This window comes from Pseudomonas frederiksbergensis (assembly GCF_900105495.1).
GTDB classification, from domain to species: domain Bacteria; phylum Pseudomonadota; class Gammaproteobacteria; order Pseudomonadales; family Pseudomonadaceae; genus Aquipseudomonas; species Aquipseudomonas frederiksbergensis.
In genome coordinates this window covers 5,461,085-5,487,549 of the sequence record NZ_FNTF01000002.1, presented here as the reverse complement: position 1 = coordinate 5,487,549, position 26,465 = coordinate 5,461,085, and the positions used below count along the sequence as shown (strand labels likewise).

Genomic DNA, 26,465 nt, shown 5'->3' with positions numbered 1-26,465 from the left:
GACGTGGATTCCCGATTAAATGCTTTTCTTGAACGCGCCGATGCCGTTCTGGCCCGTATCGAACCGCTGCTGCCAGCACCTCGGCAAACCATCGACTGGACTCACTGCCTGGCCGCGCGCTGGCAACGTGAGGGCCGCAGCGGTTTTCTGTTGCCGCTGCAAGTCAGCCTCGACACACGTTTGACCGACCTGGTCGGTGTCGACCGTCAAGTGGAGCAACTGGGGCGTAATACCCTACAGTTCCTCGACGGCATGCCGGCCAACCACGCGCTGCTCTGGGGTTCGCGTGGAACCGGTAAATCGTCGCTGGTTCGCGCCTTGCTGGCCGAACACGCCGAAGCCGGTTTGCGCTTGATCGAAATCGAGCGCGATCACCTGGCGGACTTGCCGCGTATTGTCGAACAGATCGCCAAGTTGCCCCAGCGTTTCGTGCTGTTCTGCGATGATCTGTCGTTCGAGTCGGGCGAGGGCGATTACCGCGTGCTCAAAAGCGTGCTCGACGGCTCTCTCGAACAGGCGCCGGATAACGTTTTGCTGTACGCCACGTCCAACCGTCGCCATCTGGTGCCGGAAAAGGAAAGCGATAACGAAAACTGGAAACGCGTTGACGGCGAACTACATCCCAGTGAGGCGGTGGAAGACAAGATTGCGCTGTCGGATCGTTTCGGATTGTGGCTGTCGTTCTATCCGTTTACCCAGGAGCACTTCCTCAACGTCGTCGAACACTGGATCGGTCAACTGGCCGACAAGGCGGGCCTCAAGTGGCAGCGGGACGAAGAACTGGACATCCTCGCGGTACGTTGGGCCACGGGCCGCGGTAATCGCAACGGACGTTGCGCGTATCAATTTGCCCGCTATTGGGTCGGGCTGAAGCTGTTGGAGCACAAGGCATGATCGATTTACAAAAGAGCGGCCAGGGCCTCGAAGGCTACGGCATGCTGTGGGCGCAATTGGAGTCATTGCTGGCGGACGAACGGGATTTCATCGCCAACGCCGCGCAGTTCTCGGCGTTCCTGTTCAACCAGCTCGATGACCTGAACTGGGCCGGGTTCTACCTCAATCGCAATGAAGAGCTGGTGCTTGGCCCGTTTCAGGGACAGATCGCCTGCGTGCGGATTCCGTTCGGCCGTGGCGTGTGCGGAGCGGCAGCGGCTACCTTGCAGACCCAATTGGTCGAGGATGTGCATGCGTTTCCCGGGCACATCGCTTGCGACAGTGCGTCGAACAGCGAGCTGGTGGTGCCACTGGTCAAGGACGGTCGATTGATTGGCGTGCTGGACCTCGATAGCCCGAAACTGGCGCGTTTTACCGTTGAAGATCAGGCTGGTATCGAGCAATTGGCGGCGATTTTCCTGCGCCTGACCGACTGCTGATCATGCCAGGCCTGCCTTGACCAGCAGGCTTGCCGGATCAACCGCATCGATCTGTTGGGGATCGAGGAAACGATCGGCGTACTCCAAGTAGATTTGCGCGTTGATGAACAGCCCGAACAACTCGGGATCGATGTGAGCATCCCGGCACATGGTGGCCATGATGCCCAGCGCTTCGCTCAGGGACTTGGCTTTCTTGTAGGGGCGATCGGCGGCGGTCAGGGCTTCGAAAATATCGGCAATCGCCATCATCCGCGCCGGCAGGCTCATTTCTTCGCGCTTCAACTGTTTGGGATACCCCGTGCCGTCCATTTTCTCGTGGTGGCCGCCGGCGATCTCCGCGACGTTGGTGAGGTGGCCGGGGAAGGGCAGGTGGCTGAGCATCAGAATCGTCTGCACCATGTGGTGATTGATGATGTAACGCTCCTCACGGGTCAGGGTGCCTCGGGCAACGCTCAGGTTGTAGAGCTCGCCCCGGTTGTACTTGTAGCGCGGCACATCGAGCTTGAACCCCCAGGGATTGTCCTCTGGAATCAACTCGGCTTCGGGGCGTTCGAACAGGTGCTCGGGTTTGTCCGCCAGCAATGGCTCGCTGACCGGCAGTGCCGGTGCCGGGGTCCGTGCCTGACGTCGATTCTCTTCCCAGGAAACGCCCAGCCGGTCATCCAGGGTTCGGGTCCAGCTGCGTTGGGCAATGCTGCGCAGGCGTTGCTGGTCGGACTCGGCCATTGCCTCGCTGCCCAGGTTGCAGCGGGCAACGAACGCGAAATCATCGTCCAGCCCCGCCAGCGTGGCGTTGCGCAGTTCGGCCAGGTGCTGCTCGTTACCGCCCAGGGCCATGGCTTGCCAATAGCTGATCCAGGCATCGCGCTTGAGCACTTCGAAACGGGTGCGGATTTCGTGAATACGGTCGTTGAGGGTTTCCAGCTTCGTGGCTTTATCGACCACATATTCCGGGGTGGTGACCTTGCCGCAGTCGTGCAGCCAGGCGGCGATGTGCAGCGCTTCCCATTCATCTTCGTTGGGTTGATAGCCACTGAAGGCGGGGGCCTGGCTGGCAGCGGCGGCTTGGGCGAGCATCAGGGTCAGCGCCGGTACTCGCTGGCAGTGACCGCCGGTATAGGGGCTTTTGGCGTCAATCGCCCCCGCCAGAAGTTGAATGAAGGAATCCAGCAGTTGTTTTTGTTTGGCTTGCAGACGCTGACTTTCAATACTGACGGCGGCCGCGCCTGACACAGCCTGGAGGAACGCGATGCGGTCCGGACGAAGTTTCTCCAGATCGCTCTGGTTGCCGCTATCGGCCAATAGCAGGACCAGCAGGCCCACGGTTTCGTTATGACGATTGTGCAGTCGAATGCCGATCAGGTGGACGCGGGGACACTCCAGCTCATGCAACACCTTTTGCAAATCCCCGGCCTGTTCGAAACCAAGCGTGGTGACGATGTTGTCGGCCTTCGACAGCTGTTGTAGCCATGCCGGGCTTTGCGGCGCCTGGGAGTCGTGTGCTCGAAGATGAAATGGCGGCAATGCCCGTGAGGAACCGTTGAGGACCAGGCCATGGGGCTCCATTCGATCGCCATCACTTTCGCGCAGGTAGATCAGGCCGGCCTGGGCCTGGCCGATTTTCACGGTTTCAAACAACACCCGTTCCAGCAAGGGGGTGAAGCGAGTCTCGGCGCTCAGGCTGTCGGTGATCCGGAAAAAACTCGCCAGGGTGTCTTTCATGCGCGTCATCGACACGCTCAGTTGGTCGACTTCGAGCACGGGAGAGCGACGCGAGGCCGGAAAGTTGAAGTCGAAACTGCGCACCGCATCGGCCTCCTGCACCAGCGCGCGCAAGGGTTTGACCAGGATTCGTGAGGTCAGCCAGCCCAGCGGCAGGCACAGCAACAGCGTGGCCAGGGTAATCAGCGCGCCTTGCCAGCGCATGCGGTAGGCATCGACCAGCAATTCATCTTCCGGCACCAGCAGCGCCAGTTGCAGCCCCTGAGGGCCGCCCTCCTGCATGCGGCTGCGGGCAACGATCCATTGACGACCGGCGACATCCAGGCGATTACCTGCGGAGGGATTGTTGAGCAATGCACCGAGGCTGGGGCTCAGGTCGGCGGCTTTGATCAGGCGGGCAGTCTGATCGTCGATGATCAGTTTGCTGCTGTCGGGATACGCGATGGCATTTCCTTCTGCATCGAACAGCACGATTTCGGTACTGGGGGTCACGACATGTTTGGCCAGGGTTGCGGAGAGTGCCGCCAGGGTCAGGTCGGCACCCATGACCGCCTGTTCGCCACTGCGCCGGGCCAGGGTAGTGCCGACATTGCGGGTGGAGAAAAAGAGATAGGGTTCGGTGGTGATCTGATTGCTGTCGCTACGGGCATTGGCATACCAGGCACGGGTTCGCGGATCGTAGGATTCGTCGGGGTTGTCCTGGCGGCTGATGAGGGCCAGATCCTGATCGAAAAACAATGATTGGGAGCGGACCTGGCCGCTGTTGCCTGTTCGCTCAATGCTCCACACCTGATAAGCCGCCGTGTCCGGTGCCTTGAGGAGCGTTTTCAACTCGGGGGTTCGCAAGGGCCGAACCATGAAGAAATCGCCATTGCCATAGCCAAGGTACAACGAGGCCAGGTCGGGGTTGTCCTTGAGCGACTGGCTGAAGGGTTTGAGCAGCGCCAGGCGTTGCGCAAGGTCAGGTGCCTGGGTCGCCGGGTATTGCGCCAGCAGGGACAGCAGATGGCGAATCGGTTCATAAGTGGCGTGCAGGTCGAGACGGACATCCTGCTCGATGCGGTTGAAGAGTTTCTCACTGCTGGAAAGGATGATCTGCGTGGTTTGCTGGTAGTTGAAAAGGCCCAGCACCACGCCGGTCAGCAACAGCAGGAATGTGAACATCACACTGATATGGACGTGCAGGGGAAACCGACGTTGATCCGGGCGCAGTGGGCTGGGCATTGCAGGTCTCTCCATGATGGTTAACACACTGCTCAGCGTCCAAGCATAGTTAAGGCTCTGTCATTCTGCCTTTGTCGTTTTGGCCGATCTGTTGCTGCAATGCCTGCTCCAGTTCGAGCATGGCGCGCTCTATAGCCTTGCTGCAATCGGCCACTTGATCCTGATGGAACACTTCATGGCAGGCCTTTTCCATCGCCTCGCAGCTGTCGATCACCCTGGACGCCTGGACGATTCGGGCGGCGCCTTTGATTTTGTGGGCGACGTCGAGAAATGGCTGAGGCTCTTTGGAGGGGGACAGGGCCAGCAGTTCTTGTCGGTCCAGACGGTTGCTGTTCAACAGTTCGGTCAACAGTCGCTGGTCCAATACCGGATCTCCGCCGGTCAAAAGACGCAATCCTTGCAGACTGAAGGCAGGATCGCGCACGGTTGGCCTGATACCTTCAAACCACTGACTCAAGGCTGTGAGGGTAAGTGGCTTGAACAGGCAATCGTCCATCCCGGCTTGTTTGCAGCGTTGTATTTCTTCCGGTTGTGCGTTGGCGGTAAAACCCAGCACGGTACAGGCCGGGCGGTGCGTTTTTTGTTCATGTTGGCGAATGGCGCGGGCCAGTTCGTATCCGTTCATGACCGGCATGTTGCAATCGGCAATCACCAGATCGAACGGCTCGGCTTCCCATGCCTGAAGCCCCGCCTGTCCATCCGGCGCGACGCTGAATCGATGGCCCAGAAACTCCAGTTGCTGGCACATGAGCAAGCGATTGGCGGGGTGATCGTCGACCACCAGAACGTTCAAGGGAGTCGCAGTGGTGCGGATTTTCGCTTCAGCAGTTTCTGGCATCTGTACCAATGGCAATGTTGCCAGGTGCAACGACACCTCGACGTGCGTGCCGGCACCCGGCTGGCTGCTCAATTGCAGGCTGCCGCCCATCATTTCGCACAGGCTGCGGCTGATCATCAGCCCAAGCCCCGCCCCGCCTCTGGCTGACTGCACGGCGTGATCGGCCTGAGCAAAGGGTTCGAACAACCGCTGCTGATCCTGTTCGCTGATCCCTATGCCGCTGTCATGAACCTGCAACAACATCCGGACCCGCTCAGGCTCGGTGGTCGGCTGCAGGTCGACGATGATCCTGATTTGGCCGCGTTCCGTAAACTTGATGGCGTTGCTCACCAGGTTGGACAGCACCTGTTTGAAGCGCATCGGGTCCAGCAGGACATCAAACCCTGGATTGGCAGGGCGAAATTCCAGTAGCAGCCGCAGATTTTTCTGACGCGCCAGTCCATCGAAGACCCGCACCACCGAGGCCACGATTTCACTGGGATTGACCCGTTCAGGACTCAGGCTCAGGCGTCCGGATTCAATCCGTGCAATGTCGAGAATGTCTCCGATCAGCTCCAACAGGTCTTTCGCCGAGTTGTACGCCACGTCGATTGCCGGGCGATCCGGATGCTTGTGATCGATGCGTTTGAGCGTGAGTTCGAGCATGCCGATGACCGCATTCATCGGAGTGCGGATCTCATGGCTCATGGTCGCCAGAAAGGTGGTTTTGGCACGGTTGGCTTCATCGGCGCGCTCTTTGGCCTCGCGCAGGTCATCGAACAGTTGCCGCCGTTCGCTGATGTCGATCCAGCCGCCAATGATGCCTTGGACTTCACCGCTCGAATCACGGTAGGGAAGAATCCAGTGGTAAATCGTCAGTCTGCGCTCGCCGATGTGCAGCGCGCGATCGAGAATCAGCGGATTGCCCTCGGCCACGACGCGCTGGTAATCGGCCTGAAATTCCCGGGCTTCGAACGCATTGCTCAGGCTGGCTTGCATGACGCTTTTGCCGATGACGTCTTCACGTCTTGCGCAGAAGGCTTCCAGGTAACTGTCGTTGCAGCTTTGCAGCAGTCCCTGGCGATCGCGGACGTAGATCGGATGAGGCGTCCCGTTGACCAGTGATCGCATGAATTCGAGTTGATCGTTCAACGCACGCTCGGCTGCCTGGCGCTGCTTTATCTGGCGCCGCATGTAAGCGTTCCAGGCAACGGAAATCAGCAGCAGCACCCCGGCACCGATGACGACTTGGTAGAACAGACGGTGATAGTTGCGCCAGGTACTTTGCGAGGACGCCGAATAGCCGCGCCAGCGGCTGTTGATGATGCCCAGTTCTTCCGGTGCAATGCTCAGCAGCGCCTTGTCGAGAATGGTGTTCAGTTCTTTGGCGTCCCGGCTTGTTGCCAGTGAAAACGCAGCTTGCCGGGTGCCGATGGTGGTACTGATTTGAAGGGTGTGCTCGAAGAGCTGCGAAGAGATGAAGTAGTTGGCAATCACCAGTGAATTCACCGCACCTTCTGCCTTGCCCTCGGCCAGCAACTCCACGGCGCTGAAGGTATCCGGGGTTTCAATCAGCTTGATCCGCGGGAACTCGCTGCGCAGGTAATCCACCAGGGGATTGCCTTGGGCGATTGCCAGGCGTTTGTCCTCCAACTGCGCAAGGCTTGCCGGGCTGTCGGCGGCTTTGCGAGTCAGCAGGACAAAGGAGTTTTGCAAATAGGGGCGGGTGAAGTTCAACGTCGTTTCACGTTGGGCACTGGGAAGAAGTGCGGCGATCACGTCGGCCTGGTTGTCGCTGATCTGTTGGATCATCTCTTCATCGCTGCGGCTGCGACGGACATCGAAGCGCAAGCCGGTGCGCAATCTGATCAGCTCCAGCAAGTCCGCAGTAACCCCACGAAAGTTGCCATCACTGTCGAAAAACGTCAGCGGCGCAAAAGCCTCATTGACCACCACTCGCACTACCGGGTTTTGTGCCAGCCAGCGTTCCTCTTTGTGGGTGAGTTGCAGTTTCTGATCGGTGAGCAGCATGTCACTGCCGGCACTCCAGCGCTTGGCAATGTTGTCTCGTTCGCTGGTGGGGATGGCTAACAGCATTGCGTTGATGATGCCGAGCAGTTGCGGGTTGTCCTTATGCACGGCAAAGCTGAAACCGTGGGCTTCGTGTTTGCCGAAGTTGGCCATGCGGATGTTGTTCAGATAACCCTTGTTGATCATGTAATGGGTGGAAATCGTGTCACCCAGAAACACGTCAGCCTGATCGAAGGCAACGGCATTGATCGCATTCTGGTAGGACGGAAAGGACGTGATGATCGCCCCCGGATACATGGCCTTGACCTCTTCCAGCGGCAAATAGTGATACACCATGCTCAGCCGTAGCCCGGACAGGCCATCGGTCAAGGATCGGGTTTCACCTTCGCGGGTCACCAGAACCGGCTGGTCTGCGGCGTAGGGTGCGGAAAGTACGATGTCAACGTTGCGGGCTTCGAAACCATTGGCGGTCCCCAGCAAGTCGATCTTGCCACTTTCGAGCGCCTCGATCGCGGCCTCCCGGGACGCAAAGCGCAGCACCTTGATGGGCAGACCGGTTGTTTTGCCAAGGATACCTGCGTAATCGGCGGTAAAGCCTTCGTAGTCGTGACCACTGATGGTCAGGTCGAAAGGGGGGTAGTCCGGGGCTGACGTGCCCAGGATCAGTTCCCGTTTATGCTCAATCCATTGTCGTTGTGATTTATCCAGTTGGACTTCCTGGTGTCCAGCCATCGAGCGACTCATCAGGTTGTAGTTCTCGCTGACGGTCTGCGCAGCGGCCACTGAGGTGTGCAGGCATAAACCTGCGGCCATGAGTGTCAGATAATCCTTTATACGACTGGGCATCCTGTCTCTCACACTAACGCGTTACGTTTTGCCATATCGATGAGTTCAACCAGAGATTTGGCTTCGAGTTTCTGCATGAGGCGTTTTTTATAAGTACTAACAGTCTTGTTGCTCAGAAACATGCCTTTGGCAATTTCCTTGTTGGTGCGTCCTTGGGCAAATAGTTGCAAGACCATCAGTTCCCGATCATTGACTGACTTGAACAATTCCAGGTCGGAAAAACGAGCATCATCACAGCGAACAGGATTCAAGGCCTGGCTGGGAAAGTAGTTGTAACCTGACAATACGGCTTTTATAGCACTGACCAGCTCACTCAGGTCTTCCTGTTTGCACACATATCCCGATGCGCCGGATTGCATGCAGCGAATACCGAAAAGTGTTGGGCTCTGTGCTGTTAATACCAATGTTTTCAGGCGGGTACTCATTGCGTTGAAACGGGCGAGAACTTCCAGCCCGTCCAGTTTGGGAATGCTGATGTCGAGTATGACGAGGTCAGGCATGCATTCGCGAACCATCTGCATGGCGTCGACCCCATTATCGGTTTCGCCGACGACTTTGTAACCTTCATGTTCAAGCAACATTCTGACGGCAAGGCGGATGACTGGGTGATCGTCGACAATAAAAACGGAGTTCATAATCAAATCCCATACGAGCTCTAATAAAGCGCGCACCTTAGCTCAGATAGTTGAGGTGACGCATGAACTGACGTACCTGTAGCTGCAATATAGGAATAGTCCTACGGCTGAAGAAGAATAGGACTACGTATCAACTAGGTTTCTTATGAGGAAAGGTGAAAGTTGTTGGTAGTTGGTCGAAGTGTTGGAGTTGTTTAAGGTAAGTTTCAAATTGTGTTTTGGCGGGGGGTTAGTGTGGTTGGTATGTGTTTTTTTAGAATGATGCCAAGGTCAACAAGTTTCTAAATTCGGATTGTTTCAGAGGTTTGATCAAGTATCCCAATAATGGCAGTCCGTGTTCGTTGGCCTTTTTTTCAAGTTCATCCAGTTCAGCCGATGTCAGGCTGCTTAACAGTATCGCCTGTCTGATCATCCCCCGCTGACTGGCAAATTCGACCAGATCAAGTCCGCAAAGACCGGGCAGACATTGATCGCACAGAAGAATATCAAACGGTTGCACTGCCTTGAGCATTTGATGCAAGGCGCCATCGGCGCTGTCGGTCGTGGTCAGTTGAGTGAAACCGTAACTCTCAAGCAAGTATTGAGTCGCCCGGAGTTGGAAGGGATGATCTTCTACCAGCAAGATGCGCAGATCGTCTTTGAACATAGGAGTATTCACGCTTCTTCTGTTGGACTGAAGGAAGCGAGATTATTTCGCGAAGTTACCGAATAAATCGATCAGTTAGCTCAGCACATGTTGTAGGGGGATTCGGCGAACGTTGAGTGCACTTGGGGTTTGAGGGGGGCAAATCAACCATTGCACGCGGTGTAATGGCTGACCCCCCGGTTTTATCAGTGGCTTGAACGACCGGTCATCTCCAGCGCCATTTCGCTGGCATAGCTGTCGGTCATGCCGGCGATGAAATCAATCATCCGTAGAAACGAGGCGTGCAATGGACCGTGAGGATCGGGCGCATTGTTTCCCAACAGATCGAGGACCCGGCGACTCTTGAAGGACGGGGTTCGACCGTTATGCTGTTCCAGTGCCGCGCCGCAGAAGGCGTTGAGCAGGATTTCCAGCGTGGTGTAGGCGCCGATTTCATGCAGGGTCTTGCGCTTGTCCTGGAAGATTTTTTTCCGCGCCATGTCCTTCGCATTCAGCACGCAACGCTTGGCAGGCCCGTGCATGTGCTCCACCAGATCACCGGGCAGCGTGCCGGCCAGTAACGCGTCCTGTTGCTCGACAAAAGCCCGCGCAGCGGCATTGGTCAGGTGTTCAATGGCTTTGCCTCGCAGGATCGCCAGTTTGCGTCGACGCGAATCCAGTGGGCCCAGCTGGCGATAGGTTTCCGGCAGATCGTCACCTACAAGGTCCAGCAACAGGGACTCGACTTCGGCGTATTCCAGCAGCTCCATTTCCAGACCGTCTTCCAGATCGATCAGCGCGTAACAGATGTCATCGGCAGCTTCCATCAGATACACGAGCGGATGGCGCGCCCAACGTTGTTCCTCGAGTTGCGGCAGGCCGAGTTTATGGGCGATTTGTTCCAGGAGCGGAAGTTCGCTCTGATAGCAGCCGAACTTGTGTTTCTTGTAACCCAGTGAATCTGCGTGTTTTGCCGTCCATGGATACTTCAGATAAGTACCCAGCGTGGCGTAGGTCAGCCGGGTGCCGCCGTCGAACTGGTGATATTCCAGTTGGGTGAGTACCCGGAAGCCTTGGGCATTGCCTTCGAAATTGAGGAAGTCATTGCGTTCGACTTCGCTCATCGCATCCAGCCAGCCACGGCCGGCGGCTTGCTGGAACCAGTGGCGAATCGCGTCTTCGCCGGAGTGGCCGAAGGGCGGATTGCCGATGTCATGGGCCAGGCAAGCCGATTGCACCACCATGCCCAGGTCGCTGGGCTCGCACCAGTCGGGCAGGGCGCTGCGGATGGTTTCGCCGACGCGCATGCCCAGCGAACGACCGACGCAGCTGACTTCCAGCGAGTGGGTCAGGCGCGTGTGGATATGATCGTTGCTGCTGACCGGATGGACCTGGGTCTTGCGGCCGAGGCGGCGAAACGCGCCCGAGAAAATGATCCGGTCGTGGTCTTTGTGGAACGGGCTGCGGCCGAGTTCTTCCGGGCTGTGCAGAGGCTTTCCGAGGCGTTCGCGAGTAAGCAGGGTTTGCCAATCCAAGGCGGGTTCTCTCCGTCAGGTGTTCGGTTGCTTAAGCTTCCGGGTTCGCGTGCGGACCTGCAAGCGAAAAACACCCACACATCTGTAGGCGCACGGCTTGCCGCGAGCGCGCAGGACTGAACCCCTCGATAAAGAGGTTCAGTCCCGGTGTTACAAGAACGCGGCCAGATATGGCCTTAGTGGTGACGCGAAGAGCCTTGCATGACCAGCTTGATCAACGGACCCAGCGTGGCGCCCAGACGAACCAGCCGAGTGAGGCTGCTGACGCCACCGCCCTTGGCGCCCTTGCCCGTCAGGAAGCCCAGCAAGGTGACGGCTGCCACGCCCCAGAGTGGCGCGTGCTTGATGCCGAAGCCGTCCTGCAGGTTTTGCGTCATTCCGCGCACACGCTGCAAGGGTTGCAACAGTTGCGCGGATTCGTGACGGATTTCCTGACGATGCATTTCCATGCGCAGGCGGATCAGTGCTTTGCGCATTTCAGTGCGCGAGCTGTTGTGAGGCAGTTCAGGCAGGCTCATGGCAGCAGGCGCTCCCGATCGTTGGCCAATTCTTCCAGGGTGCCGTGGAAGGGCGAGGATTCATCGAAAATCGCCGCTCTCAAGCGCATCGCACAGAAAATCGCCGCGAGGGTATAGAAAACACAAAGCCCGATGATGGCCGCCAGGCGATAGGTGTCCCAAAACAGGATCAACACCAGCGTCGACAAGCCCACCAGCAACAGCAAGGCAAAAACCAGCGCCAGGCCTGCGAACAGCAGCAGGCTTACCGTGCGGGCTTTTTGTTCCTGCAATTCAATGCCGAACAGTTCGACATGGCTGTGCAGCAGTCCAAGAAACGCAGCACCCAGGCGCCGCGGTGAGGAGCTTGGGCCCGTCGCGGACGAGCCGGATTCGCCGATAGCCATATCAGCGCCGAGTGGCCAGCAAGCCAATCAGGAAACCAACCCCGGCCGCGATCCCGACCGATTGCCATGGGTTGGCCTGGACATAGTCTTCGGTGGCGGTAACAGCAGCCTTGCCGCGTTCGCGCATGGAGTCTTCGGTCAATTTCAAGGTTTCGCGCGCACGCAGCAGACTGTCGTGGATTTGCTCGCGCAGCTCATCAGCCTGATCGCCGGCCAATGTTGCCGTGTGTTCCAGCAACCGTTCGGTGTCGCTGACCAGAGTCTGAAAATCATTCATCAGGATTTCTTGAGCAGTCTTTGCCTTGATGCTGGCCATGGGTGGATCTCCGTAAGTGGCTTCTGAATCGTTCGAGTATGAGCCTTGCGCGAAGGTTCAGTACAAATGACTGGTACAACTTTTGCTATGTCGTGGTGCGTCTGTCTGCGCCGTTGCGCTGTTGCTGGGCAGGATGCGAGCAAAACCTTATCTCAAATAATGAAAACTCGCGCAAAGGTTGCAACCTTGTGCGCCAAAGTGGCTCATCGGGATCGATCTGCTGATCCTGTCAGGATGCAACTTGGTGCATGAATTGTCTGCGCGAACTGCTTTGGTGCTTTTTTAGCCTTCAGGTCTGCCAACCCCATGGAAAATCTGCAAAGCGCTGTGGACAGTCTGGTTCATAGCTCCAATACGTTGTTCATTCTGATCGGCGCGGTCATGGTTCTGGCGATGCACGCCGGTTTCGCCTTTCTTGAAGTCGGCACGGTTCGACAAAAGAACCAGGTCAATGCCTTGTCGAAGATTCTCAGCGACTTCGCCATTTCGACCCTGGCCTACTTCTTTATAGGCTATTGGATTTCCTACGGGGTGACCTTCATGCAACCGGCGGCTGTGATCAATGCTGATCATGGCTATGGACTGGTGAAGTTTTTCTTCCTGCTGACCTTTGCGGCGGCAATACCCGCGATCATTTCCGGCGGCATCGCCGAACGTGCCCGGTTTGTCCCGCAGTTGTGCGCGACGGCGCTGATCGTGGCGTTCATTTATCCATTTTTCGAGGGCATGATCTGGAACGGCAACTTTGGTTTGCAAGCCTGGTTGCTGGAACGCTTTGGCGCCAGCTTCCATGATTTCGCCGGCTCGGTCGTGGTTCATGCCATGGGTGGCTGGCTGGCCCTGGCGGCGGTGTTGTTGCTCGGGCCGCGCAATGGTCGTTATCGCGAAGGGCGACTGGTGGCGTTCGCGCCCTCGAGCATTCCCTTTCTGGCGCTGGGGTCGTGGATCCTGATCGTTGGCTGGTTCGGTTTCAACGTAATGAGCGCGCAAACACTGCAAGGTGTCAGCGGACTGGTGGCGGTGAACTCGCTGATGGCCATGGTCGGCGGTACCGTGGCGGCGCTGATCATCGGGCGCAATGACCCGGGTTTTCTGCATAACGGCCCGTTGGCCGGGTTGGTGGCGATTTGCGCCGGGTCCGACCTGATGCACCCGGTGGGCGCGCTGGTCACCGGCGTCATCGCCGGCGCATTGTTTGTCTGGTGCTTCACTGCGGCTCAAGTCAAATGGCGCATCGACGATGTGCTGGGGGTTTGGCCGTTGCATGGTTTGTGTGGCGTCTGGGGCGGAATCGCCTGCGGCATTTTCGGCCAGAGCGCGTTGGGTGGGCTGGGCGGCGTGAGTCTGATCAGCCAGTTGATCGGCACCGCGTTGGGGGTGATCGTGGCGCTGGCCGGCGGCTTTACCGTGTATGGCGTGATCAAGGCGTTGCATGGTCTGCGTCTGAGTCAGGAAGAAGAGTATTACGGCGCTGACTTGTCGGTGCATAAGATTGGCGCTGTGAGCCAGGACTAGGTTTCTTCGTCATCAGTACCCGGATAGAAACCGTGCAGCAGGCGATAGCGGTCGTGCCGTATCTGGTCGGCCCGCTCCTGTACCTGATGTGCGGGTAATCCCAGCATGATCAGCGCGTGGGAGGCGAGCATTAGGCTCGACTCCAGCAGTTCGGGCACGACTTCGCTGGCGCCGGCTGCCTTCAGCTCGGCCAGTTGGCTGTCGTCGCGTGTGCGCACCAGAATCGGCACGCTCGCATTGAGTTGCCGCGCTTCCTTGAGAATCAACAACGCAATGTCGGTCTGATCCACGGCGATCACCAGCAGCCTGGCGCGCGACAGCCCTATCGCAACCAGGAGTTCACCGCGACTTGAGTCGCCATAATGCACGCAGGTCTCATCCATGGCGGCTTCGTGGACACGCACCGGATCAGTATCCAGTGCGATGTAGGGTTGTTGCGCGTTGCGTAGCGCGCGGCCGATTGACTGACCTACACGACCGTAGCCACATATAACGACATGGTTGTGTAACCCGGCATTGAGCGCGTTGATTTCTTCAAGTTTTGCTTCTTCGTTGGGTTTGCGGTGCAGGCGTGTGGCGATGTGGGGGGCGGCGCGCAGCAACAACGGCGTGACGAGCATCGAACAAAAGGTCGCCGCCAGCAGCAGGCCACCAAAATCCGCGGGCATCAATTTGTTTTGCTGCATCTGTGCCATCAGCGCAAAGCAGAACTCGCCGCCCTGGGCCAATGCCAGGCCGCTGCGCCAGGCGGTTTCGCCATCGCTGCCACGCCATTTGACCAGCAGCGCAACGACGCTGCCCTTGAGCAGCAACAGCCCGAGGGTCAGGCCGAGGATCAGCAGGCCGTGGCTGGCGAACAACTGCAAGTCGATCAGCATGCCGATACTGACGAAGAACAGCCCGAGCAGGATGTCGCGGAACGGGCGGATGTCGGCCTCGATCTGGTGCCGGTAATGGCTTTCTCCCAGCAGCATGCCGGCGAGAAATGCACCCAGGGCAGGGGAGAGACCGAGCAGGTGCGTCAGCCACGCCGTCAGCAGAACAATGACTAGCGCCAGTAGTACGAACAGTTCCGGGGAGCGGGCAGCTGCCACTTCATGGAACAGCCGCGGCAGCAACCAGCGACTGACCAGCAGCAGGCCCACGAACAGTACGACGGTTTTACCCAGCGTCAGTGGCAGCGCCCAATACCAGGCCTGGTCACTGCTGCCAGAGAACACCGGCACCAGGGTCAGCAGCAATACCGCCACGACGTCCTGGAACAACAACACGGCGATGGCATTCTGGCCGTGGCTGCTGAAGATCTCGCCGAGACTGCTCAGTTCTTTACTGACTATGGCAGTGGAAGACAGCGACAGGCCGGCGCCGAGTAACAGCGCAGGCGTGATCGGCATGCCGAGCAGCATCAGCAACCCCCCTAGCAGCATCCCGGAGCACAGCACCTGCAGACTGCCAAGCCCGAATACCACTCGGCGCAACACGAGGATTTTCGACAGGGAAAACTCCAGCCCCAGGGAAAACAGCAGAAACACTACGCCGAACTCGGCGAGATCCGGCAGCTCTTCGCTGTCATTTACCCAGTTGAATGCGGTTGGCCCAATCATCAGGCCCACGCACAGGTAGCCCAGCACGGGTGGCAATCGCAGGCGCTGGAACAGCGCAATCACCACCAGGGAGGAAGCGAGGATGATCAACAGGTTGGCGAACACGAATAACTCCGGTGATGGGCGCTGGCAATTCAAGCGTAGAGGCAAAAAAGCGGCGAGCATGACGCAAGTGATGTTCAGGTCGAATGATTTGCGTCAGGGCGTTGCCGAAATCTCATGAAACCAGTTTTGATCAAGATGTCCCTGGCTCGACGGCTTTTCGTGGCGGGCCTAGAATGAACGCCTACTTTACCGGGTCTTGTAGTCATGCTTCCTGAATGTCAGCTGTTCGGCACCGTTGGTTGCCATCTTTGTGAAGTCGCCGAAGCCATGCTGATGGAGTTTGTCGAGCGCGGTCTGCTGGTGGAACTGGTGGATATCGCGGACGACGAAACATGGTTCGAGGCTTACAGTCTGCGTATTCCGGTTTTACGGCGGATCGATACCGGCGCGGAGCTGGGCTGGCCGTTCAGTGCCGATCAGGTAGTGGCGTTCCTGCGTTAGGCGGTCGGTGTTCCCGCCTGTCGAACTTTGCGATGGTTCCCTTGGCTTTACCGGCATTGATCGGATACTGTATGCACATACAGTTATTCGTGATGCCTGCCTTGCCCTCTGGTTTTCGGGTTTTGGGCAGGCGGTCCGGGCGTGAGAGGGATGAATCGTGGTCAATGTCGAACAATTGAAGAACAGCGTGAACCGGATGTCGGCGGACGTGGTGCGCGAGGCTGTCCTCGAATTGCGCCTGGATGGCCTGGTGACAGAAGGAAAAACTCCTTTCAATAAACTGCATTTCAATACCTGTTTCGCCGAAATCGAAGCCTTGTTCCAGCGCGCGGGCTATCACCGGCAGCTGGATGTCGTGGGCTATCAGGGTTTGTTGTATGCACTTTATGACCCAGGTCGATGGGAGGCAGTCGATGTGCTGCGCTGGCTCAAGGAGTTCACCGAAGCGGCAGCGCGCACGCAGATTCCGGCTTGAGGATTCTCTTCTAGGTTCGTTCCGGTCGCTGTTGGATAATGCCGCCCTGTATTGAGGGTTAGAATTTTCGTATGTCCACTTCATCATTTTCTGCTGCACACAACCAGGCCAGCACGCTCTACTTGCCGCCCGGTCCGTGGCGGACCGTACTCGATTGTCTGTGCGAGCACTTCAGCGCCATCGGTCGTGAACAATGGCTGGACAGAATCGCTCGTGGCCGTGTCCTCGACGGTCACGGCATACCGATCGCCCTGGATCTTCCTTACAAGGAAGGCTTGCGGATTCATTATTTCCGTGAGGTGCCGGACGAAAAGCCGATCCCGGTGGTTGAGTCGATTCTGTATGCGGATGAGCATCTGGTCGTGGCGGACAAGCCGCATTTTCTACCGGTGACGCCGGCGGGTGAATACGTGGAGCAAACCCTGTTGCGACGGTTGATCCGTCGACTCGATAACCCGCATCTGGTGCCTTTGCATCGCATTGACCGGCACACAGCGGGGTTGGTGCTGTTTTCCGCCAACCCTCAGAGCCGTTCCGCCTATCAGTCCTTGTTTCCTACACGGCAGATCGAAAAACGCTACGAGGCAATTGCCCGAGCGCTACCTGAACTGTCTTTTCCGCTGGTCCACAAGAGTCGGCTCATCGATGGCGAGCCTTTCTTCCGCATGCAGGAAGGCCCGGGCGTCAGCAATACCGAAACGGCTGTCGAGGTTACGGAGAAGAACGGTGATCTGTGGCGTTATGCGCTTTACCCGGTGACAGGCAAAAAGCATCAATTACGGGTGCACATGACAGCCTTGGGCGCCAGCATCTGCAACGACCCGTTTTATCCGCACGTACTCAAGGGTGTTGAGGATGACTATGCCAATCCTTTGAAACTGCTCGCTCAGGGATTACGATTTGTGGACCCGGTCAGCGGCCAGGAAAGAGCATTCGAAAGCACCATCACTCTGCAGTGGTGATCACCAAATTCAGCGAATCTGCCGATCTTCAGCCACGAAAAAGCCCGCATGAAGCGGGCTTTTTCATATCCGGTTGTTCACCGCAAAAATTACAGCTCTTTAACGGTACGAACCTGATCCTTGTTGATGCGGTTCTGCTTGCCATCCAGTTGTTCGAATTCGTAGAAACCCGAATCCTTATCGAACTTTGGCGCGTCGACAGCCTGGATTTCTCGACCGTCATTCAAGGTAATCACTGTAGGCGATGCGCAACCGGCGAGGGTAGCGAGGCCCAGTGCGAGCATGAAAGTGGCGAGGGTCCGTTGAGTCATGAGTGTGTCTCCGAATATGAATTCTTTTGGTTACTGAGCTTGAGACGTGTAGAGCGCGCGCAAGTTCCTTCTCGTGTCAGTCTGACACAGAGTTGTGGGCACTTAACAGTTCTGGTGTGTTGAGGTTGGCCAGACGTGGGTCATTGTCGGGGCATTGCAGGGCCGTAGCGCCCAGTTTGCGCATGAGGCGACCCGGGCTGCGTTCACCGTCGCTCCAGGCGCTTTCGAATTCGGCCGAGAGTGCCACGGGAATAATGCACAGCAGAGGCTCCCAGTGTTCGCCATGGCGAAGCATCAGTGGTTGGTCCGGGTGATGGCTGGCGGAATCGCGCATGCTATTGAGCAGTGCGGTGTCTACGCGCGGTACATCACAAGGCAGCACCAGCAAATGCGCATGGCGGGCGGCCTTCAGGCCTGCGCGAATACCGGCCAGGGGGCCAGGGAAGTCGCCTTCATCGTCATGAACCAGTTGGTCGGCGTAGGGGGCGTACTTTTCCAGGTTTCTGTTGCAGGAGATGATCAGGTCATCGCTCAGTGAGCGGGTCTTGCGGTGCAAGTGGGCAATCAATGGCTCGCCGTGCCATTCCAGCAGCCCTTTGTCCTGCCCGCCCATGCGTTGGCCGCGACCACCTGCCAGGAGCAGAATGGAGCAGGGCGGCAAATGTGTATTCGAGGTCATGGCCGGTCTCCATGGGGGCGGCGAAAAAATGAAGCGCTGTGATATAACACCGGGCTGTTTCTCCTACAACTGGATGAGCCTATGAAAGCCAAGGCTGATGTACCTTTCGCACCGCTCAACATCGCGGTGCTGACGGTCAGCGATACCCGTACCCTGGAAACCGATACTTCAGGCCAGCTCTTCGTCGACCGCTTGAGTGCTGCCGGCCATAACCTGGCGGCCCGGGTTCTGCTCAAAGATGATCTCTACAAAATTCGCGCGCAAGTCGCCAACTGGATTGCCGACGATGTTGTGCAGGTGGTACTGATCACTGGCGGTACCGGTTTCACGGGGCGCGACAGCACTCCGGAAGCGGTGAGTTGCCTGCTGGATAAACAGGTCGACGGTTTTGGTGAACTGTTCAGGCAAATATCGGTGGCGGATATTGGCACCTCTACTGTTCAGTCCCGTGCCCTGGCCGGCTTGTCCAATAGCACGCTGGTCTGCTGTTTACCGGGTTCGACCAATGCCGTGCGCACCGGTTGGGATGGCATTCTTGCCGAGCAGCTGGATTCGCGGCACCGCCCGTGCAACTTCGTCACTCATCTTAAACAGGCGGCACCCTGTGAATCCCGCGGGTAAGCCAGGCAAGACTGGCAGCCTGATGGCTGTCGAGGTGGCATTGGCACGCTTGCTGGCAATGGCGGAAGCCTCACCGATTCGTGAGCGTGAACGCTTGCCATTGGTGCAGGTTCAGGGGCGGGTGCTGGCTGATGACCTGGTCTCGACGCTGGATCTGCCACCTTGGCCCAACAGTGCCATGGACGGTTATGCCTTGCGCGTGGCCGACTGGACTGGAGAACCCCTGGTAGTCAGCCAGAAGATTTTTGCCGGTCAGGCTCCGCAGCCCTTGAAGCCTGGCACCTGTGCACGAATCTTCACCGGTGCGCCAGTGCCCGCTGGTGCAGATTGCGTCGAGATGCAGGAAAACACCGAGATTCTGGCGGATGAGCGAGTACGTTTCACCCAAACCATGGCCCCAGGACAAAACATTCGTCCCCAAGGCCAGGAAGCTACCGTTGGTGAATTGATTCTGCCAGCCGGCACGCGCCTCGGGCCGATCGAGCAGGGGTTGGTTGCATCGCTGGGATGTGCAGAGCTGGACGTGATTCGCAAGGTTCGCGTTGCTGTTCTGTCCACCGGGGACGAACTGATTGAACCGGGTCAGGCGCTGGGACCGGGACAGATTTACAACAGCAATCGAGTGTTGTTGTGCAGTTGGTTGCAGCGTCAGGGCTGTGAAGTGATCGACGCCGGGATTCTCCCGGATGATTTAGCGACTACCCGTACTTGTCTTGGTGAATTGAAAGATGTCGATCTGATCCTTTCCACCGGTGGTGTCTCGGTGGGCGAGGCGGATTTTCTGGGCATTGCCTTGCGTGAAGAGGGCGAGTTGACGTTGTGGAAACTTGCCATCAAACCCGGCAAACCGCTGACATTCGGGCATTTTCGCGGCGTGCCGGTGATTGGGTTGCCTGGCAATCCGGCTTCAACGCTGGTGACCTTTGCTTTGTTGGCAAGGCCCTATCTCTTGCGCCGCCAGGGTGTAAAAGAGGTTGAGCCCCTTAAGTTTCAGGTGCCTGCAGGGTTTGCATGGCCAAAAGCAGGCACTCGACGCGAGTACTTGCGCGGGCGTCTGGAGAATGGCCGGGCAATTATCTACAGTAATCAGAGTTCTGGTGTACTGCGTAGCGCTGCCTGGGCTGATGGTCTGGTTGAGGTGCTGGAGGATCGCACGCTGAGCGAAGGTGACTACGTGGGCTTCATCCCGTTGAGCGAAGTCTTGAGCTGACTCCCGCCGCTGTCTTACCGCGCAACCCCGGTTGATCGAACCGGGTTTCGCGTTCATGGCTTACCCTTGGTGAGCCAGGAGTGTCACGAGCTGGTCGAAACGGCTATTGGCGATCCAGGCCAGAACGCCGATGACGACGGCTGTTCCGATAGCCGAATAGGCAAGCCTGTGTTTTATGGATTTGACGTCACTGCGGACTTCATCGATGTCTCGTCGGATGTATTTGAGGTGTGTCTCCAGTTCAACGACGCGAGATTCCATGGCAGCCTCTCCACTGGGCTTTGCGCTGGTTTTGAATTCAGCTTGATGATTGGCGCGTTTTTCTGCGAAGGATGCAACCGGAGTGACCGGTGACCTGATCTCTTGGCTTTGCATGGCACGTCCCTGTGTAGTTTCTGCTGATGTTTGATAACTGCAGGTGCCAAGGTGTACCAAACGCATTGCTCGGTCAATTGAGCCGATTCCTCACATGTTGTAAGAAAAAATCCCGCCTTGTAGGACGCCATACGGCTCGACTTCAAAAAATTCAAATTCTTGCGACTTTTATGGGGCTAGATGAGGTCAACATTTCCAATACGGAATTCAATCATGGGAGTGACAACTAATGGGCGAACGCAAGGCGCTGTTGATTCTGCATGGCAAGCAAGCGCTCAACGAGGCGGTTCGCTCTGCCGTTGCGGACAAGCGAAAACAGGGTTGGGAACTGGCTGTTCGAGTGACCTGGGAAGCGGGCGACGCACAGCGGCTGGTAGATGAAGCACTGGCGGCAGGCTACACACAGATCATCGCCGGTGGCGGTGACGGTACCTTGCGCGATATTGCCGAAGCCATGGCAGCGCATTCGACACAGGCCAGCCTGGTACTGATGCCGTTGGGGACCGCCAATGATTTTGCGCGTGCCGCCGGCGTGCCTCTGGAGCCCGAGCAGGCGCTGGAACTTCTCGACATTGCACCGAGCGCCATTGATCTGGGGGAGGTCGGCGGGCAGGTGTTCCTGAATATGGCCACGGGCGGTTTTGGCAGCCAGGTCACGGCAAACACCTCGGAGGACTTGAAAAAAATCCTCGGCGGCGCGGCTTACCTATTCACCGGTTTATCGCGGTTCAGTGAGTTGCACGCAGCCTATGGCGAGTTGCAGGGGCCTGATTTCCACTGGAGCGGCGAGCTGTTGGCATTGGGCATCGGCAATGGCCGACAGGCTGGCGGTGGACACGTGCTGTGTCCAGAAGCGCTGGCTGACGACGGTCTGCTGGACATCAGTATTCTGCCTGCGCCGCAGGAAATCGTCGGCACCTTGAAAACCCTGCTGGCGGATGGCTTCGGCATCGACAACATGTTTGTGCGAGTCCGCTTGCCATGGGTCGAAATCAAGGTCTCGGAAGGCCTCTGTATCAACCTCGACGGCGAACCTCTGGAAGGTGACAACTTGCGTTTCTCGACACGTCCGGCGGCACTGCGCGTGCATTTACCTGAAAACTCGCCGCTGCTGGGGGCATCGCCATTGATCAATCATCCAGGCTGATGATCTGCTCGCGCACGGCGAACAGTACCAGGCCTGCTACATCGTAGATCTGCAAGCGCTTCATGAGCTGCGAACGGTGGGTTTCAACGGTCTTGATGCTGAGGCCCAGGCCATTGGCGATTTCCCGGGTAGATTTTCCGCGAACGATCAGCCGGAGGATTTCCAGCTGACGCGCTGTCAGGTTGTGCGAATCAGGTTCCGGCTGGTGTTTCTGAGTTCGGGTCAGCGCCTGGCTGATGACGGTATGGGCGATGGCCGGGCTCAGGTAGCGCTCATTGTTACGCAAGGCATCCAGGGCATGTTCGAGCTCGGTGGCCGTGGTGTCCTTGAGCAAGTAGCCATGCGCACCTGTTTCCAATGCCTGCATGATGAGTGCGGGATCGGTGTGCATCGACAGGATCAGCACCTTGCTCTGCGGGCGTACGCGCTTGAGTCGCTGCAATGCGTCAAGGCCACTGGTTTCCTTCATGGAAATATCCAGCAGGATGATGTCGGGGGACAACTGCTCGACCAACTCGAGCAACTGCGAACCGTCATTGGCTTCACCGATTACCGCGTAACCGGGAATATCCAGCACCAGGGCGCGCACGCCTGCCCTGATAAGTGAGTGGTCATCCACCAGAAGTAAGTTACAAGTCAACGCATAACCTTATTCGTACTGGCCCGTTCGAGCGCACGGGGCGCCCAGGGGAAGAGGGCTTCGATTTGAGTGCCTTTGCCCGGCTCGCTGCAAATGCTCAGTGTGCCGCCCAACTGATTGATCCGCTCCGACATCCCTGCCATGCCGCGTTGCCCTTCTCGGCCTGGATCGGTCGCTGGCGCGAAACCCTGGCCATCGTCGCTGATCAATAGCGTCAGGCCCTGCGGCAGACGTTGCAGGCGGACCAACAGATTTTTCGCTTTGGCATGGCGCAATATATTGGTCACCGCTTCCTGGGTGATACGAAAGGCGGCCAGGCTCATTTCCTCCGGTATACCGGACAGGCGCTGATGGCATTCCAGGCTCCAGTGCACCGGTGTGTTGGCCAGTGTCTTGAGTAAGTGCGCGCGCAGACTGGCTTCCAGGCCGAGGCTGGTCAGCTGCCTTGGATTGAGAATGGCCGACACGTCTCTTACCTTGGCCAGGGTCTCTTCCAGCGTGTCGCAGAGTACCGAACACTGGCCCTGGAGTTCTTCGGGCATTCGGCGTTTGAGCCAGTCGCTTTGAAGTTTTGCCGCGGTCAGCAATTGGCCGATGTCGTCATGCAGCTCCCGACTGAGCCGGTGACGTTCGTTTTCCTGAACCTCCAACAGCCGGTCAGCCAATTCCTGGGGTTGAAATTTTATCGACTTGCGCGAAAAACAATGCCGCACCCAGACGCAGGCCAACGCGGCGATATTGAGGGCAAGCAGACTCAGCGGCAGGCGAGTGGACAGGCTATAAACCAGCGCGCTGCCAAGCGCCGAGCAGGTACACAACACAAGCATGACCAGGTGCGCGTACTTTGAGGAGGGTAGCCTTCGTATGATTGACTTGAGGCTGGCGTACATAGCGGATGGAGCCAATAGATGTTCGCTGCGGGAAGACCGGGGCATCGAGGATAACGGTCTCTGTCTGGAGTCAATCTGCCATTAATTGACGTCAACTAATGGGCGGCATACTACCACCTAAGATACCGTTGGTCGCGTTTGGTCTATATGTCAGTCGAGTCAGGAAACAAGCACTCTATGGACAGCAGTTCCATAATGGAAAAAGTTGGCTGAAAGAGTGGTTTATTTGGTTTCGAGTTGTCGTAAGCAGGTATGAAATATTCAAATGCGACATGAGCCCGCTAAAGGGGCTTCACGGCAATAAAATTTCAGCACGGCATAGAAGCCCGATAATTCAGGCTTGCCGACCTGCAAAGGAAACGAGTGTGAGCGGTTTGGAATGAGCGGGGGGGTGAAACTGGCTGTGTCCGACCTGAAAGGCGAAGGCTTCGATCAGGGAGGTCTGTTCGCTGTCATCCAGGCTGAGTTGGCCGGTCTTCTGATCGATAAGCTCGAGTTGCCAGGCGATCAACGTCAGGCAGTCTTTCAGCGCACTCAGGGCCTGGTCGTGTAAATCCATGTGATTCTGCGCATGGCTGAGCAAACCATGAATGTGCAACGAAAATTCCGAAACGGCTGCCAAGGCAAGAGCATCGGCCTTGTTGGCCAGTTTGAGCAGGGTGCTCAGCATGCAGTCGATGGCGTCCTTGTCATTGCTGATCAGCTGCAAATGGCTCAGGCACTCCTCGGTTTTAACCAGCAGTGTTTCTGCTTCGACGAGAAATTCAGGGAGCCGGTTAGCCCATTCGTTACGATCGTTCGGCATGTCTATCTCCACAACGTCATGTCAAATGCGGGAATGTCGTATGTGTTGACGGGGACGATCAGAGTCCCCGCATTGCCATGCCGTCGTGAAATCGCGCGCCGGCCTGTCTGGCTGCAGGCTGGGGAACTCGATAGGGTGGATGGCCACTTACCTGCGATCGCACACAAAAGCCTGACTCCGTTCATGCAATGAGAATGGCGTCACATTAATGGCTATTGGATATTGCGAATATCAGGTTGGGCCTGATTGTTACTAGGGGAATCCCTTACACAGGGGAACCAACCGAACGAAACGAGGTCTCGCGGCAGGCAACAGGGCAGATGAATCGCCTGGCCAGTAAAGCATGATGTTAATGTGACATCAATGTTTGTTCGTGGCATTTTACACGGGGGTCAAGGTCCGGCAAAAACAGCCGATAACCCCCTTTAGTGAATTCATCAGAACAAGCCCAGGAGTCATTGATGGCCGGCATTCTCGACACGGTAGACCAACGCACGCAACTGGTGGGTGAGAATCGCCTGGAAATTCTCATGTTCCGGCTGGCCGGACGTCAATTGTTCGCGATCAACGTGTTCAAAGTGCAGGAAGTGCTGCAACTGCCGAAGCTGACCCTGATGCCCCAGCGTCATCCGTTTGTTTGCGGCGTGGTGAATTTGCGTGGCCAGACCTTGCCAGTGATCGACCTGTCCCAGGCCATCGGCATGCGCCCGTTGGTGCCAGGCCCGACCAGTACGATCATCGTCACCGAGTACAACCGTTCGGTGCAGGCGTTCCTGGTTGGTGGCGTGGACCGTATCGTCAACATGAACTGGGAAGCCATTCTGCCGCCGCCGGCCAGCGCCGGTCGCCAGCATTATTTGACGGCTATCAGCAAGGTCGACGACCAGTTGGTGGAAATCATCGACGTCGAAAAAGTTCTCGCGGAAATCGTCCCGTACAACGCCAAGGTCTCGCGCGAAAAACTCGACGATCCGGTTCTGGAACGTGCCCGTGGCCGTGAAGTGCTGCTGGTGGACGACTCGAACGTGGCCCTGTCGCAATTGCGCGACACCCTGGGTCAACTGGGCGTGAAGATGCACATCGCCAGCGACGGCTTGAAGGCGCTGAACATGCTCAAGGCCTGGGCCGATACCGGTGTGAACATGACCGACAAACTGCTGATGATTTTTACCGACGCGGAAATGCCGGAAATGGACGGCTATCGCCTGACCACGGAAATCCGCAACGACCCGCGCTTGCGTGGCCTTTATGTGGTCCTGCATACCTCGTTGTCCGGCAGCTTCAACGACTCGATGGTGAAGAAGGTTGGCTGCGACAACTTCCTCTCCAAATTCCAGCCGGACAAACTCGTCGATGTGGTGCGCCAGCGTCTGATGCTCGACGAAGTGCCTGCCTGACCCAACACACTCCCACAGTTTTGGCCTTTGATTCGGTGATCAAGCTCGTATAGGGTGGCGTTTTTATCCACCAGGGAGCTGGCCATGTTGCGTCTGAGCGCGCTGTATCGTTATCCGTTGAAATCCGGCAAGGGCGAGATCCTGCAGCAGGTCAGCCTCGACAAGCTGGGCCTGGACGGTGATCGACGCTGGATGCTGGTGGACGAGGCCAGCGGGCGCTTTCTGACCCAGCGTGCCGTGGCGCAGATGAGTCAACTGTCGGCGTTGTGGAATGCCGACGGTGGCTTGACCCTCAGTGCGCCGGGCCGCTTACCGATCAATGTCGCCCTGCCTGCCAGCCACGCTGAACTGCGTGGCGTGACCATTTGGCGCGATACGTTGCGTGTGCCGGATGCCGGTGACGAGGCGGGTGCCTGGGTCAGTGAGTTCATTGGCAAACCGACTCGCCTGGTACAAGTCCCTCTTGATCGCGCACGGACCACCCAGGCCGGCTACGGCAAGGACGATGATCAGGTGGCCTTCGCCGATGGCTTTCCGCTGTTGCTGATCGGACAGGCCTCACTGGATGACTTGTCGCAAAAAGTCGGCCGCCCGCTGGAAATGCTGCGCTTTCGGCCCAACCTGGTGATCGAGGGTAGCGAGGCGTATGCCGAAGATGGCTGGAAGCGTATCCGCATCGGCGATGTCGAGTACCGCGTGGTCAAATCGTGTTCACGTTGCATTCTGACCACCATCGACCCGCAAACCGGTGAGCGCAGCGAAGATCGTGAACCTCTGGCTACATTGCAGAAATACCGTAGCGAAGCCGACGGCGCGATGTTCGGACAGAACCTGGTCAACGACAGCAATGGCCAACTTGAAGTCGGTATGCCGGTGACGATCCTTGAATAGGACCATCTGAACAAAAAAATGCCCGTGTCCAAGGACGCGGGCATTTTTTTTTCGCTGTGAAACCCAGGGTTTTAGCCGCGGTATTCGCACAGGTAAGCGGTGTCGACGGCCACTTTCAGCTGGAACTTGCTGTTGGCGGGGACGTTGAACTGGCTGCCGGCGGAGAAGGTTTCCCAGTCGCTGCTGTCCGGCAGTTTGACGGTCAGGGCGCCGGACACCACGTGCATGATTTCACGCTGGCTGGTGCCGAATTCGTATTCGCCCGGTGCCATGACGCCGATGGTCGCAGGACCTTCAGCGGTGCCAAAGGCGATCGACTTGACGGTGCCGTCGAAGTACTCGTTGACTTTAAACATGGGCGATTCCTCG

Annotated in this window: 27 protein-coding genes; 11 read left to right on the top strand and 16 right to left on the bottom strand. The window is 57.6% G+C overall.

Annotation, left to right across the window (positions count from 1 at the left end; genetic code table 11):
• Positions 1-3 precede the first annotated feature (3 nt).
• Together BLW70_RS25775 and BLW70_RS25770 are read left to right on the top strand one after the other, a co-directional pair.
• Entirely contained in the window at positions 4-894 is an 891-nt protein-coding gene (locus BLW70_RS25775) for an ATP-binding protein (RefSeq protein WP_074878819.1), read from the top strand.
• Positions 891-1,373 carry a GAF domain-containing protein gene (locus tag BLW70_RS25770; RefSeq protein ID WP_074878818.1) on the top strand — a complete coding sequence of 161 codons (483 nt, stop codon included), beginning with the start codon at positions 891-893 and terminating at the stop codon, positions 1,371-1,373. The genes BLW70_RS25775 and BLW70_RS25770 overlap by 4 nt, the downstream gene beginning before the upstream one ends.
• Here the strand turns inward: BLW70_RS25770 and BLW70_RS25765 are convergent, their stop codons facing one another.
• The 8 genes from BLW70_RS25765 to BLW70_RS25730 all read right to left on the bottom strand — a co-directional run bounded on the left by BLW70_RS25765 (position 1,374) and on the right by BLW70_RS25730 (position 12,028).
• On the bottom strand, positions 1,374-4,319 hold the full coding sequence (locus BLW70_RS25765) for an HD domain-containing phosphohydrolase (protein WP_074878815.1): 2,946 nt from the start codon (positions 4,317-4,319) through the stop codon (positions 1,374-1,376).
• Between the two features lie 49 nt (positions 4,320-4,368).
• Positions 4,369-8,013, bottom strand: coding sequence for a transporter substrate-binding domain-containing protein (locus BLW70_RS25760; protein WP_074878813.1), 3,645 nt, complete (start codon positions 8,011-8,013; stop codon positions 4,369-4,371).
• 8 nt (positions 8,014-8,021) lie between these two features.
• On the bottom strand, positions 8,022-8,648 hold the full coding sequence (locus tag BLW70_RS25755) for a response regulator transcription factor (protein WP_074878811.1): 627 nt from the start codon (positions 8,646-8,648) through the stop codon (positions 8,022-8,024).
• Between the two features lie 253 nt (positions 8,649-8,901).
• A complete protein-coding gene (locus BLW70_RS25750; protein ID WP_074878808.1) occupies positions 8,902-9,294 on the bottom strand; it encodes a response regulator in 393 nt (130 codons plus the stop codon).
• 185 nt (positions 9,295-9,479) lie between these two features.
• A complete protein-coding gene (locus BLW70_RS25745; RefSeq protein ID WP_074878806.1) occupies positions 9,480-10,808 on the bottom strand; it encodes a deoxyguanosinetriphosphate triphosphohydrolase in 1,329 nt (442 codons plus the stop codon).
• A 176-nt stretch (positions 10,809-10,984) separates the two neighbouring features.
• The gene (locus BLW70_RS25740; protein ID WP_074878804.1) at positions 10,985-11,326 is read right to left on the bottom strand and encodes a hypothetical protein; all 342 of its coding nucleotides are present in this window, start codon (positions 11,324-11,326) and stop codon (positions 10,985-10,987) included.
• Positions 11,323-11,712, bottom strand: coding sequence for a phage holin family protein (locus BLW70_RS25735; protein WP_008145878.1), 390 nt, complete (start codon positions 11,710-11,712; stop codon positions 11,323-11,325). Before BLW70_RS25735 ends, BLW70_RS25740 begins: the two co-directional genes overlap by 4 nt.
• Before the next feature lies 1 nt (position 11,713).
• Positions 11,714-12,028, bottom strand: coding sequence for an ElaB/YgaM/YqjD family protein (locus BLW70_RS25730; protein ID WP_074878802.1), 315 nt, complete (start codon positions 12,026-12,028; stop codon positions 11,714-11,716).
• 306 nt (positions 12,029-12,334) lie between these two features.
• Between BLW70_RS25730 and BLW70_RS25725 the strand changes: the two genes are divergently transcribed.
• Positions 12,335-13,543: an ammonium transporter gene (locus BLW70_RS25725; RefSeq protein ID WP_074878800.1), complete on the top strand. Its 1,209-nt coding sequence runs from the start codon at positions 12,335-12,337 to the stop codon at positions 13,541-13,543.
• Here BLW70_RS25725 and BLW70_RS25720 read toward each other — a convergent pair.
• Positions 13,540-15,252 carry a cation:proton antiporter gene (locus BLW70_RS25720; protein ID WP_074878799.1) on the bottom strand — a complete coding sequence of 571 codons (1,713 nt, stop codon included), beginning with the start codon at positions 15,250-15,252 and terminating at the stop codon, positions 13,540-13,542. The genes BLW70_RS25725 and BLW70_RS25720 overlap by 4 nt on opposite strands.
• A gap of 204 nt (positions 15,253-15,456) precedes the next feature.
• On the opposite strand from BLW70_RS25720, the gene BLW70_RS25715 reads away from it, so the two are divergent.
• The 3 genes from BLW70_RS25715 to BLW70_RS25705 all read left to right on the top strand — a co-directional run bounded on the left by BLW70_RS25715 (position 15,457) and on the right by BLW70_RS25705 (position 17,130).
• Complete coding sequence (locus tag BLW70_RS25715; protein ID WP_074878797.1) at positions 15,457-15,693, top strand: glutaredoxin family protein; 237 nt, start codon at positions 15,457-15,459, stop codon at positions 15,691-15,693.
• 157 nt (positions 15,694-15,850) lie between these two features.
• Entirely contained in the window at positions 15,851-16,168 is a 318-nt protein-coding gene (locus tag BLW70_RS25710; protein ID WP_008145883.1) for a hypothetical protein, read from the top strand.
• A 71-nt stretch (positions 16,169-16,239) separates the two neighbouring features.
• The gene (locus tag BLW70_RS25705) at positions 16,240-17,130 is read left to right on the top strand and encodes a pseudouridine synthase (protein WP_074878796.1); all 891 of its coding nucleotides are present in this window, start codon (positions 16,240-16,242) and stop codon (positions 17,128-17,130) included.
• Between the two features lie 89 nt (positions 17,131-17,219).
• Here the strand turns inward: BLW70_RS25705 and BLW70_RS25700 are convergent, their stop codons facing one another.
• On the bottom strand, positions 17,220-17,441 hold the full coding sequence (locus tag BLW70_RS25700; RefSeq protein ID WP_074878794.1) for a YgdI/YgdR family lipoprotein: 222 nt from the start codon (positions 17,439-17,441) through the stop codon (positions 17,220-17,222).
• Positions 17,442-17,517: 76 nt separating this feature from the next.
• The gene (mobA, locus tag BLW70_RS25695; protein WP_074878792.1) at positions 17,518-18,120 is read right to left on the bottom strand and encodes a molybdenum cofactor guanylyltransferase MobA; all 603 of its coding nucleotides are present in this window, start codon (positions 18,118-18,120) and stop codon (positions 17,518-17,520) included.
• An 81-nt stretch (positions 18,121-18,201) separates the two neighbouring features.
• Between mobA and moaB the strand changes: the two genes are divergently transcribed.
• Positions 18,202-18,741 carry a molybdenum cofactor biosynthesis protein B gene (gene moaB / locus BLW70_RS25690; protein ID WP_074878790.1) on the top strand — a complete coding sequence of 180 codons (540 nt, stop codon included), beginning with the start codon at positions 18,202-18,204 and terminating at the stop codon, positions 18,739-18,741.
• A complete protein-coding gene (locus BLW70_RS25685; RefSeq protein ID WP_074878788.1) occupies positions 18,725-19,951 on the top strand; it encodes a molybdopterin molybdotransferase MoeA in 1,227 nt (408 codons plus the stop codon). Before moaB ends, BLW70_RS25685 begins: the two co-directional genes overlap by 17 nt.
• Positions 19,952-20,011: 60 nt before the next feature.
• On the opposite strand, the gene BLW70_RS25680 is transcribed toward BLW70_RS25685, so the two are convergent.
• A complete protein-coding gene (locus tag BLW70_RS25680) occupies positions 20,012-20,326 on the bottom strand; it encodes a hypothetical protein (protein WP_074878786.1) in 315 nt (104 codons plus the stop codon).
• Positions 20,327-20,555: 229 nt separating this feature from the next.
• Here BLW70_RS25680 and yegS point away from each other — a divergent pair, with 229 nt between their 5' ends.
• Positions 20,556-21,473, top strand: coding sequence for a lipid kinase YegS (gene yegS / locus BLW70_RS25675; protein ID WP_074878785.1), 918 nt, complete (start codon positions 20,556-20,558; stop codon positions 21,471-21,473).
• Here yegS and BLW70_RS25670 read toward each other — a convergent pair.
• The 3 genes from BLW70_RS25670 to BLW70_RS25660 form a co-directional block, all read right to left on the bottom strand.
• Positions 21,457-22,113 (bottom strand): response regulator, encoded by a 657-nt coding sequence (locus BLW70_RS25670; RefSeq protein ID WP_074878783.1) that lies wholly within the window; start codon positions 22,111-22,113, stop codon positions 21,457-21,459. The two genes, yegS and BLW70_RS25670, sit on opposite strands and share 17 nt — an antisense overlap.
• A complete protein-coding gene (locus BLW70_RS25665) occupies positions 22,110-23,003 on the bottom strand; it encodes a sensor histidine kinase (protein ID WP_074878781.1) in 894 nt (297 codons plus the stop codon). The genes BLW70_RS25670 and BLW70_RS25665 overlap by 4 nt, the downstream gene beginning before the upstream one ends.
• Positions 23,004-23,337: 334 nt before the next feature.
• Positions 23,338-23,808 carry a hypothetical protein gene (locus BLW70_RS25660; protein ID WP_074878779.1) on the bottom strand — a complete coding sequence of 157 codons (471 nt, stop codon included), beginning with the start codon at positions 23,806-23,808 and terminating at the stop codon, positions 23,338-23,340.
• Between the two features lie 461 nt (positions 23,809-24,269).
• On the opposite strand from BLW70_RS25660, the gene BLW70_RS25655 reads away from it, so the two are divergent.
• Together BLW70_RS25655 and BLW70_RS25650 are read left to right on the top strand one after the other, a co-directional pair.
• The gene (locus BLW70_RS25655) at positions 24,270-25,205 is read left to right on the top strand and encodes a chemotaxis protein CheV (protein ID WP_074878777.1); all 936 of its coding nucleotides are present in this window, start codon (positions 24,270-24,272) and stop codon (positions 25,203-25,205) included.
• Between the two features lie 84 nt (positions 25,206-25,289).
• Entirely contained in the window at positions 25,290-26,096 is an 807-nt protein-coding gene (locus BLW70_RS25650; RefSeq protein ID WP_074878775.1) for an MOSC domain-containing protein, read from the top strand.
• A gap of 71 nt (positions 26,097-26,167) precedes the next feature.
• Here BLW70_RS25650 and ppnP read toward each other — a convergent pair whose 3' ends face one another.
• The gene (gene ppnP, locus BLW70_RS25645) at positions 26,168-26,452 is read right to left on the bottom strand and encodes a pyrimidine/purine nucleoside phosphorylase (protein ID WP_074878773.1); all 285 of its coding nucleotides are present in this window, start codon (positions 26,450-26,452) and stop codon (positions 26,168-26,170) included.
• Positions 26,453-26,465 lie beyond the last annotated feature (13 nt).